The following is a 13,178-nucleotide window of genomic DNA, read 5'->3' as shown; positions in this document are numbered from 1 at the left end:
CTTTCGTCCCCCTTTTCTTTTACACGTAATTCAAGAGCTTGAGTATCGCTTTCTTTGCATCTATTCCTTCTATTTCGGAGCCGATGCAGGAAGGACATCCGTCTTGACATGGACATTGTCGGATCAGGCGCTCAGCCCCTTCATTGATTTCATCAAATCGCTTATATACTTCATCGGCAAGTCCGATTCCGCCCGGATAATGATCATACAGAAAGATTGTCGGAAGTCCCGTATGTGCGGCTTTGATTTGCGGCACGACATGCACGTCATTTCGGTCGCACATGACGTATACAGGCACGATATGCTGCAGGACGTGGGCAATGCCTAAAAGCAGCTGTTCAAGCGTTTTTTCGCCGATCTCCGAATCCGTTTCTTTTAATTCAAGCCAGGCTGCACTGGTATGCAGTTCTTCTTCAGGAAGATGAATCGGTCCTGATCCTATATTTTCAAATGTCGTCATTTTAATTTTTTTAAATATTGTCGGAAGTGCGTTCACGGTGACGTCGCCGAAATGTAAGGCCGTTTTCTTTCTGCTGTCCGTTCTGTCAATGTCCAGCACTTTCAGCTGCACCGCTAAATTGGCATCTGTATAATATTCGACATCGACCTTTCGCACGTACGCTTTTTTATGATCCCAATCAAGCTTTTCAACCTGATACTGCACCCCTTCATGAAGATAAATCGCTTCATCATGAAGAAGCGTCATCGCGCTGAAGCGGTCCATTTCTCCGATGATTTTTACATCAGCCGTCTCTGACCGGTCAACGATGACCACGTTTTCCTGTGACGCCGAACGGAGACTGATGTTGGAGGCGGGAAAAGATTCGCTCGCCCAGTGATAGCGTTCGCGGTTTTCGTGAAGCACCCCTTCTTCCTCTAAATACTCGAGAATGTCTCTCGCATCATTTTCTCCGAATGTTTCATCGGCTCTGAAAGGCAGCTCATACGCGGCGCATTTCAGGTGATCGACTAATATAATGAGATTATTAGGATTAATCCTTGCAGATTCAGGCGAGCGTTTAAAGAAATAATCAGGATGGCGCACAATATATTGGTCAATCGGATCAGAGTTCGCCACCATCACGATAAGCGCCTCTCCCTGCCGCCGTCCGGCCCGGCCCGCCTGCTGCCATGCGCTCGCGACACTGCCCGGGTACCCCGTCATCACGCAGACCTGAAGCTGGCCGATATCAACGCCGAGCTCCAGCGCGTTTGTGCTGACAACGCCTAGAATGCTGCCGTCTCTTAACCCCCGCTCTATTTCTCTTCTTTCTTTCGGAAGATATCCGCCTCGATAGCCTCTGACAGACTTCGCGCCGATTTCTTTTTTTACGATCTCCTGAATGTGGCTTAAAATAATTTCAACCCGGACACGGCTTCTGGCAAAAACAATCGTCTGGATCTTATTTTTTAAAAAAGTTTTGGCAAGTTCGTTCACTTCCGCGGTGGCGCTTTTTCGAATATGCAGCGGTTTATTTACAATCGGAGGATTGTAAAAAGCAAAGTGCTTTCTTCCGGCCGGGGCACCGTTGTCGTCAATCAGGCGCACAGATTTCCCCGTCAGCTGCTCCGCCAACTCCCTCGGATTGGCGATTGTGGCGGATGTACAGATAAATGACGGCGTGCTTCCGTAAAAAGCGCAGATTCTCATTAAACGGCGGATGACGTTCGCCACATGGCTGCCGAATACGCCGCGGTACGTATGTAATTCATCAATGACGATATATTTCAGGTTTTCAAACAGACTCACCCATTTTGTATGGTGGGGAAGAATGGCTGAATGAAGCATATCGGGATTTGTGATCACAATATGCCCTGCCTTTCTGACTTTCTGCCTGATGGCCGGAGACGTATCTCCGTCATAGGTGAAGCTTTTAATGTCCATGCCCGTCTCGTCTATGATTTCATTCAGCTCGCTTTTTTGATCCTGCGCGAGCGCCTTTGTCGGAAATAAATAAAGCGCGCGGCTTAAGGCATCTTCCGCGATAGACTGAAGAACCGGAAGATTATAGCACAGTGTTTTTCCGGAGGCCGTCGGTGTGACGGCGACAATGCTTTCTCCATTTTGAACCGTCTGAAAAGCGGAGTATTGATGTGTAAAAAGCCGCTCGATCCCCCTCTTTTCGAGAGCAGCCCGAATTTTCGGATCTACTTGCTCCGGCATCGGCATGGTTTTCGCCTCCCGCGGTTCCTCTTCATGCCAATGCACAATATTTTCATGATTTTTTAATTCCTGAATCAGTTCGCTCAGTGATTTTTTCTTCATCGTTCACACCTCTTTATGAGGTACAGTTTACCGAATATTTGTTTGCCTGGCTAGATGAAAATCCTGCACAAGAAAAAAAGCAGGGAATCAGCCCCTGCCTACTTCATTTTTATCGTAAAAAGCTCTGTTTGTCCTTTTTTCGCTTCATTTGCGCCTGCAAATTGCAAAGGTTCTGCTGCATCGCCATTCATAATCACCATAGGGATGACGGTGCTGCTTGCTTTTTCTTTTATTAAATCCAGCCGGCACGTTAAAAGCAGATCGCCTGTTTTCACTTTGTCTCCTTCTTTTACATGCGCTTCAAAGCCTTCGCCGTTCATATTGACGGTATCCAAACCGACATGTATCAAAAGTTCCGCTCCGGAAAGGGTGCGGATGCCGACAGCATGTTTTGTATGGAACAGCTGAATCACTTCTCCCTCAACCGGTGAAACAATGTCTCCGTTTGCAGGCTCGACGGCGATCCCGTCCCCCATCATTTTTTGTGAAAATACGGGATCCGGCACTGAAGCCAAATCCATCACCGCTCCGTCAGCCGGAGAAAAAATCACTTCCTCGGCCGGCTTTTTCCGGCTGTCTCCCAATCCGAATAATTTTTTCAGCAATGTGTTGTGCTCCCCTTCCTAAATGTGAATCCGTTACCAGTTTATTCTCCACTATTTAACCATACTTTCTTTTTTCCTTCAATTCTTAACCATACGGCATAACATCGCATAGTCTGTTTGTAAAAAGGCGGTGGTCATATGGATCAATCACAAAACGATAAACTTGATCCGCAAAGAAATGAGGACATCATCAGCCATGCGATGGACCAATTTTTTCACTCAGGTCCCTTCGCAGAATTGATGCAGGGTTTTCAGCACCTTGTCAATTCGGCTTTTACTGAAGCGCAAGTGACGATTGACGTCAGAGAAGAGCCGACGGGCCTCGCGGTTGATATCGGCGTTCCCGAGACGTTCCGTGACGGGGATATGCTGGTGGAAACGAAAGGGTGCTACCTTCACGTTACAATCCGCTACGATCATAAACAGGCTCATTCATCCCATGTATCTTCAAGCATGACAAGAACCGTTGTCCTCCCGTATAAGGTAAATGAAGAAGATATGGAAACATCCTGGAATGAACAGACGCTTACCCTCTTTTTCCCAAAAAAATAAGCATGAATGATGAATATCATTCATGCTTTTTATTTGAAGATACTGGTGAAGCCTTTCACCAGCGATCCGACCTGATTTACGGCGCTTACCATCTGCCCCGTTGTATCCATCATTTTATTAAAGTCAAACTGTCCGTTCGTTTTTTTAAACTGGGAGAGTATGCCTGAGAATTGGGAAGACTGCTGCTGATTCGGTCTGGGAACGGGGTAAGGATTCACAAACTCCGGCTGGCCCCCGGGCATGCCTGCCTGAGGAGGAGCGGGAGCATACGGCGGCTGCATATGACCGTATTCCTGATTCGGATAAAATTGCTGCGGGTACTGCCCTTGCTGATGATATGGCGGCTGCTGCAATGGCTGTATCTGCTGCGGATACGGCGGCTGTAATGGCTGTATCTGCTGCGGGTAGAAATATCCCGCCGGCTGCTGGTACATATTTTGATATGGCTGCGCTCTCCATTGCATATGACATTCCCCCTTGTCTCTCACTAAGTTTCTACTATATATGTATGAATTCCGCCTTGGTTATGTGCTTTCGGTGATTCTGATCTTTGTCAAATGCTGTCGAAAGTCTTAATTTTTTAAAAACAGAAAAAAGTCGAATCGTTATGTTAACATAATCTCAACATACATGAGAGGGGATGCACCATTATGAACGTATCATACTTAAGAAAGCGTTTTGCTGAAGTGAAAAAATATGAAACAGATTGTGCAGATAAACTGATGGACTTTGCAAAATTTCTCTATATTCAAGGCCATCTCACCGCAACCGAATTTCGAAACAGTATGAAGGTTCTCGAAGCAAGTGGAGCAGAAAACCCGGCGTATGAATAACATACCCGACCCCTTTATATAAAAGAAGGCAGCCGTTTTCAGCTGCCTTCTTTTTCAATTTCATCCCTTAATATACGAAGCGTATATAAAACAGATTCAGTTAAATCCCTGTATCTTTTTTTATGAATATGATGAACATATGATTGGAGCATCAGCTCCCCGAAATTTTCTGTAACGGCCTGAATTTGTGCGTGATGAACGTATTTCGGACGGTTTTCCTGAATAAACGCAAGCGCTGCTTCTGTCCAAAGCGCGCAAAGCCGGTCTCTTTTTTCAACATCGGGTTTAATCGTCTCAAAAAAATCATATGAACGGCCTGACTCTTTTCCATCCTGATACCTTTTTTCGGCTTCCAGAACCGCCTCTATCATTTGTTCTGTCAGCTCCAATAACGACTGTGTCTGCAAACGGACTCACCTCAGTACATATGGTACCAAAGTTTTTGCACAAAATCAGCTTATCCGGCAGGCTCTCGGCAAATCCTTTTTACGCCGGTCAGTCAAAAACAGGTCATCAATACAAACATGAAGCTCCCGCGCCTCTTCCTCAAGACGGGAAAGTTTCTCCTGCCTGATTTCTTCTGCTTCCGCCTGACAGGATCTGACTGCTTGAGTAAGCGTCTTTTCAGCAGCAGAAATCCGGATTTCAATATCAGAAAGCAGACGGAGAATATCAGCCTTGCTCGTGTAAACAGACATTCATGTTCCTCCCTTTTATCACTTGCGTCTCTTTCAAATATAATTCTCGTTTTCATACCGCTCTCCTCTGCACATGACAAAACTAGAAGCAGTTCGGCAAACAAACAGAGATTATCCTAAAAGGCGTGCCTTTCGACAAAAAAGTGCCGCAAACTTTGTATGAACCGGCACGTTAATGCAAACGATACAGTTGAGGAGGTGCCGTATGAAAACGAGACCGAAAAATGCAGGTAAACAGCAAAAAACCGAAGCAAAAACGACTGATACGCTTGATAAAAAATTAGGCGGCCCAAACCGCCCTTCCACGTAACACATCAGCAGCCCGAAACCCCAGCGAACGGTTTCGGGCTTTTTCATTTCTTCAGCCACTCTTTAACCGCGAAGAGCGCATGGAGCTCCCGTCTTTTCTGGAAGTACCAGTCCGTCAGTTCAAGCTGTTTCGGCATTTTCTCCTGTAAGAAAGCCCCTTTTCTTAACCTTTTTTGAAACCAATCCGCCCTTTCGCCGTCTAATGGGTGGGCAACAATGGGATAGGTTGTCCTCAGCATGGGTGATGTTCTTTTTTTGATGCCGATCATTTTCTCCATATCAAAGCGTGAACCGGTATGAGGAACGGTATCAAGAAAACGGTAAAAAGAAGCGTGAAGATCAGGGCTGAACAGAAGGCGGGCCAGCTGTTTTCCGAGCGTAATTCTCTCTTCGGTTTTTGAAAACCGTTTGACGGAAATTCCGTATAAATGTCCGTCAAATGAAGGGAATATCACCGTATTAAAGTGAAACCAATCACTTAAATAAAAAGGAATCGTGCCAAAAACATTCTTTTTAAACGAAGGATTTTGTATAATAGGTGCTTGGATAGTGTTTTGTTCATTTATAATAAGAGCATACATGAGTCGTTCCGTATCTCCGTCACGCCAAAAGCGGAACCATTCTTCCTGCATAAAAGCCGAGACGCGGAAATGAGGAAGATGACGGAAAAGAGGTTCGCCGATTTGTTTTGACCACTGGTAGACCAGAAGCTGAGGATAGGCATCAGAAAAAATCAGCCAATTCGCCCTTTCATACGAAAGGAAAAACCAGTTTTTCTGACTGCTGTCAAGGCCCTCCTGATAAAGGACACCTCTTAAATCAGTCATCGACCAGCCCGCATTGCGGGACACAAAGGATGCCAAAAGCGGCCACTTGATCTCAGGATGGCGGTCATAATATGCTTTATAGGCATTCGTCCGGGAAATATTATCGGCATTTTTTATTTTCGTCTCTTTTTCGATCAGGCGAAGAATGGCGGTTACGGTCTGTCGTTTATGCACGTTCATTCACTTCCGTCACTATTAGTTTGATAAGGAGGATGGAAAAAGTGATTCGGTACCCGAATGGAAAAACTTTTCAGCCGAACAAAACGGTTTCATCCCAAAACAGCCAGAAACGGTCTCATTCATACAGTAATCGCGGCATGACCCTCGAAGACGACCTGAATGAAACGAATAAGTATTATCTGGCTAACCAAATTGCTGTCATTCACAAAAAGCCGACACCCGTCCAGATTGTAAACGTCCACTATCCGAAAAGAAGCGCCGCAGTCATTAAGGAAGCTTATTTTAAACAGTCTTCAACAACTGACTACAACGGCATTTATAAAGGACGCTACATTGATTTCGAGGCAAAAGAAACAAAAAACAAAACGGCATTTCCCCTGCAGAATTTTCATGATCATCAGATTGAGCATATGAAGCAGGTGGTCAGGCAAGACGGCATTTGTTTTGTTATTATATCCGCTTTCGGAAAGGTTTATTTCCTCGAAGCCGACAAGCTGTTTGTCTTTTGGGAGAGAAAGGAGAAGAACGGCAGAAAATCAATTCGCAAAGACGAATTAGAAGATGCTTCCTTTCCGATTTCCCTTGGATACTCACCGAGAATTGATTATATTAGTATTATTGAACAGCTTTATTTTTCGCAGGAACAGTAGACTGAGCGAAAGGTTGATAAACGAAAGGTTGAGATGTTATGTCAGATCAATTTACGAGCCGTGAAGAACGCCGTAAGGCAAGGCAGACGAAAAGCACTAAGTCCTCTTCACCGAAAAAAGGCAAGAAACAGCGTAAAGGCGGTTTATTCAAAAAGATTGTGCTGTCCTTGGTTATTCTGTTTGTCCTTGGCATAGTCGGCGGAGCCGCGGCATTTGCCGTTTTGGTTTCCGGCGCGCCGTCTTTGGATGAAGCCAAGCTGAAAACGCCTTACTCTTCAACGATTTACGATAAAAACGGAAAAGAAATCGCGGAAGTGGGCGGTGAAAAACGAACCTACGTCCCGATTAAGGATATACCCGATGTTGTGAAAGAAGCATTTATCGCAACTGAAGACGCCCGTTTTTATAAGCACCACGGTATAGACCCGATTCGGATCGGAGGCGCTTTGGTCGCCAACTTTACGGATGGGTTCGGTTCAGAGGGAGGAAGCACAATCACCCAGCAGGTTGTGAAAAACTCGCTTTTAACCCATCAGAAAACGATTAAACGGAAAGCACAGGAAGTGTGGCTTTCCCTGCAGCTGGAGCGCCATTATTCTAAAGATGAAATCTTAGAAATGTATTTAAACAGAATTTATTTCTCACCGCGCGCCTACGGCGTCGGAAAAGCGGCTGAAGAATTCTTCGGCGTAAAAGACTTAAGCAAACTTACGGTTGAACAGGCGGCGACGCTTGCCGGAATGCCGCAAAGCCCGACCGGATATAACCCGGTTAAAAACCCGAAGGCTTCCGAAAAACGCCGAAACATCGTTCTCAGCTTAATGGAAAAACAAGGATTCATTTCAAATGCTGAATACCAAAAAGCGAAGAAAGTGTCCATGAAAGATGAAGGCGTCGTCAGCCAAAAGGAATACGATAAAAAGGACACAAATAAATACAGCGCTTTTGTCGAAGAAGTTATGAAAGAAATTGAGACAAAAGAAAAGAAAGACGTCAATATTTCAACTGACGGACTGAAAATTTACACGACTCTTGATACGAAAGCACAAGATTATCTTGATCAATTGATGAACGGAGACACGGCCGGCTTTACCGAAGGCATGCAGGGCGGCGTTACCCTCCTTGATACGACAAACGGAGAAATCCGCGCCATCGGACCGGGACGGAATAGAACTGCAGGCGGATTCAATTATGCAACACAAGGTAAAACCCAGCCCGGTTCAACGATAAAACCGATTCTTGATTACGGCCCGGTCATTGAAAATAAAAAATGGTCGACTTACGAGCAGATTGACGATTCAGCTTATACGTACTCTGACGGCACACCGATTCATGATTGGGACAATAAATACAGAGGACAGATATCTATGCGAGAGGCCCTCGCAGACTCACGTAATATCCCTGCTTTAAAAGCATTCCAAGCAGTTGGAAAGGATAATGCCGTGGACTTTGCAAACGACCTGGGATTAGGTTTAAACAAAGATCAAGTATATGAACCCTACTCTATCGGGGGATTTGGTGAGGGTAACCGCGGTGTATCTACTATGACCATGGCAGGCGCCTACAGTGCGTTCGGAAATAACGGAACGTACAACGAACCGCACGCGGTCACATCGATTGAATTTAATGACGGCACTAAGCTTGATTTAACACCGAAACCGAAAAGTGCTATGAGCGACTACACAGCGTTTATGATTACCGATATGCTCAAATCAGCTGTCGAATCAGGAACAGGTAAACTGGCTCAGGTGCCGAACGTGGAAGTCGCCGGTAAAACGGGTACGACCAACTTTACTAAAGAGGACATTCAAAAATATAACATTGCCCCAGGCGGAGTTCCAGACTCCTGGTTTGTCGGATACACCCCACAATATACTGCGGCGGTTTGGACTGGTGTAGAATCTGGCAACAAAGCAGGCAAGAAATCACTGTCTTCTGCAGACCAGCAAGTCGCAAAACGTATTTTCCAAAAGCTGATCTCATACGTTGATGACGGTAAAGGAAGCTTCAAGCAGCCTGACAGCGTCGTAAAAGAAACAGTTGAGAAAGGCTCGAATCCTGCCGCTTTAGCCGGACCGAACACGCCGGATGATAAAAAAGTGACGGAGTACTTCGTGAAAGGGACGCAGCCAACTGCCGTTTCTAAAACGTACACGAAAGAAAAAGCCGATAAACCGACAGGATTGCAAGTGAAATACGACAAAGATAAAAAATCATTAACCTTAAGCTGGAATTATGACGGTGATGCAACATTCAATGTCAAACAATCCGTTGACGGCGGAAGCTACAGTGACATTCAAAACAGTTCGGCAAAAGAAGCCGTCGTCTCAAATGTCACGCCAGGCTCCACATACAGCTTCCAGGTGACAGCGGAAAACGATGACGGAAAAAGCGATACGGCATCAGCATCTTTCAAAGTCCCGAAAGATGAAGAAGACGATGCGGATAAAGATAAAGCGACTGACGATGAACAGAAGACTGATGAAGATAAAGATAAGGACAAGACGCAAACCGATGATCCTAACAAAGATGACAATCAGACAGATACGTCTGACGGATCGGATCAAACACCAACTGATGACCCGGATAAAAATCAGGATCAATCCGATAAGGATCAAACAGATAACAACAATCAGAATCAGCCCGGCAACGGGACCGATAACAACGGACAGCAAGATAACGGCTCTGATAATGATTCCGATTCCGGTTCAGACGGCTCAAATAAACCTGACAGCGGTCAAACGGATAAAAACCAAGACTCATCTTCAAATATCAACGGGCAGTCCAATTCGTCAACCATCCATCCAAATCCCGCTCATTAGCGGACGAAATCCTTCACCCCAAACAGGTGAAGGATTTTTTTCATACAAAAAAAACCTCCTTATAAGAAAAGGAGGTTTTTAACATTTGTTCATGGCTTCATATTTATGATATTGTTTCTTCATCTCCGTCATCAATTCATCCAGCTGAATAAACGAGTGAAATTGAGTCGGTTTTGTTAAAATAAACGCCATTCGCTCCGCCCAATTGATCGGTTCCGCGGGAAAATGCTTTGTTTCAAGCACAGTCCAGTCGAGTGATGTGACCCGCTCCCCTGCCGTCCAATGAAAAGCGGCAATCAGACAGGCTATTCCCTTCAGCATGTCATTTTGATCACATCTCGATTTTCTTGTTTGAAAAACGGGAAGCAGCGTTTCTTTCGTTTCATTCCAAATCTGAAACAGAAACGGGACATATTCGCCCCTTTCCCTCCATGGCTGCACTGTTGGCTGACCGCTGAAATCCATATACAGCGGATGGCGGCGCAGCGCCGCTTTGATCTCGAAGCTTTCCAAGTCCGTAAGGCTGCGCAGGTATGTTTCATAGTCTGCCAGAATGTCAATCGCCGTCACCGTTTCACCAGCCCTTTTTTGTCACGCTTCTGCCCTTCTCTGCATAGCGGAAGCAAAGGACATTCCGCACAACGGGGAGATTGCGCTTTACAATGATACCGGCCGAAAAATATTAACCTGTGATGCGTAACAGACCAATCCTCTTTCGGCACTTTTTTCATTAATGTTTTCTCTACTTCCAAAACAGAGTCCTTCCAGCGGCAGATGCCGAGCCGTTTAGAGACCCGCTCCACATGAGTGTCTACTGCGATCGCAGGTACGCCGAAAGCAACAGACACGACCACATTTGCCGTTTTCCGTCCGACACCCGGCAGCTTCACAAGCTCATCCCGGTCTTTCGGCACTTCTCCGCCGTACTCTTCGATGATCATTTTGCTCAGCTTTTGAATATTTTTGGCTTTATTACGGTAAAGACCGATTGATTTAATATCCTGCTGGAGTTCTTCCAGCGATACGGCAAGATAATCTTCGGGCCGTTTATATTTTTGAAATAGCGTTTTTGTCACTCTGTTGACGAGAGCGTCCGTACATTGCGCGGATAATGCGACTGCCACAACCAATTCGAAAGGATTTGAATGGACAAGTTCACATTCTGCGTGCGGAAACATATCGCCGATTTTTTCAAGACAATATTCAATCTGCTTTAAATTTAACACGTTTCTCCCCTTCTCATGTTATTGTTCCAGCCAATTGTAAAAAGGCACCTGCCTCGTATACTCTTTTTGCGGATCATTTTGTTTCGTTTGAACACGCCGGAATTTTTGGCTGTGCGCCTTCGCCTGCTCAACCGTTTTGAAGCCGTTCTTTTTCCATTCAAATAAAATCCGGTCAATATAGCGAAAACTGAGTTTCCCTGATAAAACGGCTTCTTTTAAGGCGTGTTTAATCATAATCGCATCATGCTGATCCTGATCCTGCCATATGGCCAGCGTCTCGCATTCAAGCGGCGACAGCGGTCTTCCGAACTCTTCTTCAAAGATGGTATACAGGCTTTTTTGTTCTCTTTCTGACGTTCTTTCCTGCGTTTCATTTTGAGAATGCTGCATGTAATCATACAGCTTCGCCCATAACGGCTGCAGAGAATATTTTTCAAACTTTATGCCGTTATGGTCTTCACATTCTTCAATAAACAGAAAACCTTTTTGAATAAACATTCTCAGGCAGCTTGTACATTCTTCAGCAGAGATGGACATGCCTGATTGAAGTTCAAACGGCGTCGGAAAATAAGAGCCCTTTTCCAAATGCATTTTAATCTTCAAAAGCAGGATCAATTCGGTTTCATTCAGCCCGAGCTGCCGGTAATGTGTCAGCAGCAGGTTGGGAATGCTTGAAATGCCGAGTTCCTGCATATCTATAAATTGCTGTTTTTTCATCCTTACACCTCTTACTGTAAAAGGTTATCTCCGGGAGCTTTCCCCTTTACTTAGAAAAAGTCTCCCTTGCAGGAGACTTCGTTTTTCATAACTATTACGGATACAGACGGTTCAGAAGTCTCGGGAACGGAATCGTTTCACGCACGTGAGGCGCTCCGCTGATCCAAGCCACTGTCCGCTCAAGTCCGAGGCCGAAGCCGGAGTGCGGAACAGAACCGTATTGTCTGAGTTCAGCATACCATTTGTAAGCATCTGAATCCAGACCGTGTTCTTTTAATCTTTCTTCCAATAAATCCATATCATGAACGCGTTCTGAACCGCCGATGATTTCCCCGTAACCTTCCGGAGCGATTAAGTCGGCACATAACACGACATCGTCACGATCTTTGGCAGGCTGCATATAAAACGGTTTTAATGACGTCGGGTAATGAGTGATAAACACCGGTTTGTCATAGCTTTCTGCGATCGCTGTTTCATGCGGCGCACCGAAGTCATCTCCCCACTCAATATCGTCAAAGCCTTTTTCTTTCAGGAATTCGATCGCTTTATCGTACGTAATGCGCGGGAATGGCGCTTTGATTTGTTCAAGCTTCGATGTGTCTCTTCCCAATGTGTTCAGCTCGATCTTACAATGTTCCAGCACACTTTGTACGATGTATGCAACATAATTCTCCTGAACTTCAAGGTTTTCTTCAAATTCAACAAATGCCATTTCAGGCTCAATCATCCAGAATTCGATGAGATGGCGTTTCGTTTTCGATTTTTCCGCTCTGAACGTCGGTCCGAAAGAGAATACTTTTCCGAGCGCCATTGCAGCTGCTTCCATATACAGCTGGCCGCTTTGAGACAAGAAGGCGTCTTCATCAAAATATTTCGTCGCGAACAGCTCAGTCGTGCCTTCGGGAGCGCTTCCCGTCAAAATCGGCGGATCAACTTTCACGAAGCCTTCTTTGTTGAAAAATTCATAAGTCGCACGGATGATTTCGTTGCGGATTTTCATAATTGCATGCTGGCGTTTCGAACGGAGCCATAAATGTCTGTGATCCATTAAGAATTCCGTACCGTGCTCTTTAGGCGTAATCGGATAATCAGTCGCTTCGTGAATGACTTCAATGGATGTAACAGCAAGCTCATAGCCAAGCGGTGAACGCTCGTCCTCTTTCACAATTCCTTTTACATAAAGTGACGTTTCCTGCGTCACTGATTTCGCAATTTGGAAGATGTCTTCTTCTACTTCAGCTTTGACGACAACTCCCTGAATGAAGCCGGTACCGTCTCTCAGCTGTAAAAATGCGATTTTACCGCTTGAGCGTTTATTAGCGACCCAAGCTCCAATCGTTACTTCCTCGCCTGTGTGTTTATACACTTGGTTGATTGTTGTTTTCAAACTCTTTCCCTCCAGAACAAGAAAGACATTCAGGAATCTGCCTGAATCTCTTTTTTCATCACTTTATTATACCCGTTCTACTCTAACGGGGTCAATGCAAGTGAAA

General features: G+C 45.3%; 15 protein-coding genes. 5 read left to right on the top strand and 10 right to left on the bottom strand.

The features are described 5' to 3' along the window. Positions 1-19 precede the first annotated feature (19 nt). Both ACWJJ4_RS08990 and ACWJJ4_RS08985 read right to left on the bottom strand, forming a co-directional pair. Positions 20-2,266: a DEAD/DEAH box helicase gene (locus tag ACWJJ4_RS08990; protein ID WP_454021577.1), complete on the bottom strand. Its 2,247-nt coding sequence runs from the start codon at positions 2,264-2,266 to the stop codon at positions 20-22. A gap of 98 nt (positions 2,267-2,364) precedes the next feature. Further along, positions 2,365-2,871: a PTS sugar transporter subunit IIA gene (locus tag ACWJJ4_RS08985; RefSeq protein WP_012117833.1), complete on the bottom strand. Its 507-nt coding sequence runs from the start codon at positions 2,869-2,871 to the stop codon at positions 2,365-2,367. A gap of 138 nt (positions 2,872-3,009) precedes the next feature. On the opposite strand from ACWJJ4_RS08985, the gene ACWJJ4_RS08980 reads away from it, so the two are divergent. Beyond that, a complete protein-coding gene (locus tag ACWJJ4_RS08980; protein ID WP_070082015.1) occupies positions 3,010-3,423 on the top strand; it encodes an Hsp20/alpha crystallin family protein in 414 nt (137 codons plus the stop codon). Positions 3,424-3,452: 29 nt separating this feature from the next. On the opposite strand, the gene ACWJJ4_RS08975 is transcribed toward ACWJJ4_RS08980, so the two are convergent. Further along, positions 3,453-3,887, bottom strand: a complete 435-nt coding sequence (locus ACWJJ4_RS08975) for a YppG family protein (RefSeq protein WP_076851378.1) — start codon at positions 3,885-3,887, stop codon at positions 3,453-3,455. Positions 3,888-4,073: 186 nt separating this feature from the next. On the opposite strand from ACWJJ4_RS08975, the gene ACWJJ4_RS08970 reads away from it, so the two are divergent. Next, the gene (locus ACWJJ4_RS08970; RefSeq protein WP_003153532.1) at positions 4,074-4,256 is read left to right on the top strand and encodes a YppF family protein; all 183 of its coding nucleotides are present in this window, start codon (positions 4,074-4,076) and stop codon (positions 4,254-4,256) included. Between the two features lie 38 nt (positions 4,257-4,294). Here the strand turns inward: ACWJJ4_RS08970 and ACWJJ4_RS08965 are convergent, their stop codons facing one another. Together ACWJJ4_RS08965 and ACWJJ4_RS08960 are read right to left on the bottom strand one after the other, a co-directional pair. Then, positions 4,295-4,663 carry a YppE family protein gene (locus tag ACWJJ4_RS08965; RefSeq protein ID WP_003153529.1) on the bottom strand — a complete coding sequence of 123 codons (369 nt, stop codon included), beginning with the start codon at positions 4,661-4,663 and terminating at the stop codon, positions 4,295-4,297. 45 nt (positions 4,664-4,708) lie between these two features. Beyond that, positions 4,709-4,954 carry a DUF5446 family protein gene (locus tag ACWJJ4_RS08960; protein WP_039063257.1) on the bottom strand — a complete coding sequence of 82 codons (246 nt, stop codon included), beginning with the start codon at positions 4,952-4,954 and terminating at the stop codon, positions 4,709-4,711. Positions 4,955-5,159: 205 nt separating this feature from the next. Between ACWJJ4_RS08960 and sspM the strand changes: the two genes are divergently transcribed. Continuing rightward, complete coding sequence (sspM, locus tag ACWJJ4_RS08955) at positions 5,160-5,264, top strand: acid-soluble spore protein SspM (protein WP_003153525.1); 105 nt, start codon at positions 5,160-5,162, stop codon at positions 5,262-5,264. 43 nt (positions 5,265-5,307) lie between these two features. On the opposite strand, the gene ACWJJ4_RS08950 is transcribed toward sspM, so the two are convergent. Next, a complete protein-coding gene (locus ACWJJ4_RS08950; RefSeq protein WP_014418234.1) occupies positions 5,308-6,270 on the bottom strand; it encodes a DUF2515 domain-containing protein in 963 nt (320 codons plus the stop codon). Between the two features lie 41 nt (positions 6,271-6,311). Between ACWJJ4_RS08950 and recU the strand changes: the two genes are divergently transcribed. Together recU and ACWJJ4_RS08940 are read left to right on the top strand one after the other, a co-directional pair. Beyond that, positions 6,312-6,920 (top strand): Holliday junction resolvase RecU, encoded by a 609-nt coding sequence (gene recU, locus ACWJJ4_RS08945; RefSeq protein WP_003153521.1) that lies wholly within the window; start codon positions 6,312-6,314, stop codon positions 6,918-6,920. A gap of 38 nt (positions 6,921-6,958) precedes the next feature. Then, positions 6,959-9,742, top strand: coding sequence for a PBP1A family penicillin-binding protein (locus tag ACWJJ4_RS08940; protein WP_454021576.1), 2,784 nt, complete (start codon positions 6,959-6,961; stop codon positions 9,740-9,742). A gap of 78 nt (positions 9,743-9,820) precedes the next feature. Here the strand turns inward: ACWJJ4_RS08940 and ACWJJ4_RS08935 are convergent, their stop codons facing one another. From ACWJJ4_RS08935 to asnS, 4 genes are all read right to left on the bottom strand, one after another. After that, entirely contained in the window at positions 9,821-10,312 is a 492-nt protein-coding gene (locus tag ACWJJ4_RS08935) for a YpoC family protein (protein WP_173613004.1), read from the bottom strand. Continuing rightward, on the bottom strand, positions 10,309-10,968 hold the full coding sequence (nth, locus tag ACWJJ4_RS08930; protein ID WP_003153517.1) for an endonuclease III: 660 nt from the start codon (positions 10,966-10,968) through the stop codon (positions 10,309-10,311). The genes ACWJJ4_RS08935 and nth overlap by 4 nt, the downstream gene beginning before the upstream one ends. An 18-nt stretch (positions 10,969-10,986) precedes the next feature. Next, positions 10,987-11,685 (bottom strand): DNA replication protein DnaD, encoded by a 699-nt coding sequence (gene dnaD / locus ACWJJ4_RS08925; protein ID WP_070082021.1) that lies wholly within the window; start codon positions 11,683-11,685, stop codon positions 10,987-10,989. Between the two features lie 94 nt (positions 11,686-11,779). Continuing rightward, positions 11,780-13,072 carry an asparagine--tRNA ligase gene (gene asnS / locus ACWJJ4_RS08920; RefSeq protein WP_003153515.1) on the bottom strand — a complete coding sequence of 431 codons (1,293 nt, stop codon included), beginning with the start codon at positions 13,070-13,072 and terminating at the stop codon, positions 11,780-11,782. Positions 13,073-13,178: the final 106 nt, after the last annotated feature.

This window comes from Bacillus sp. JK62 (assembly GCF_053663455.1).
This window is presented reverse-complemented; position numbering and strand designations above follow the sequence as displayed.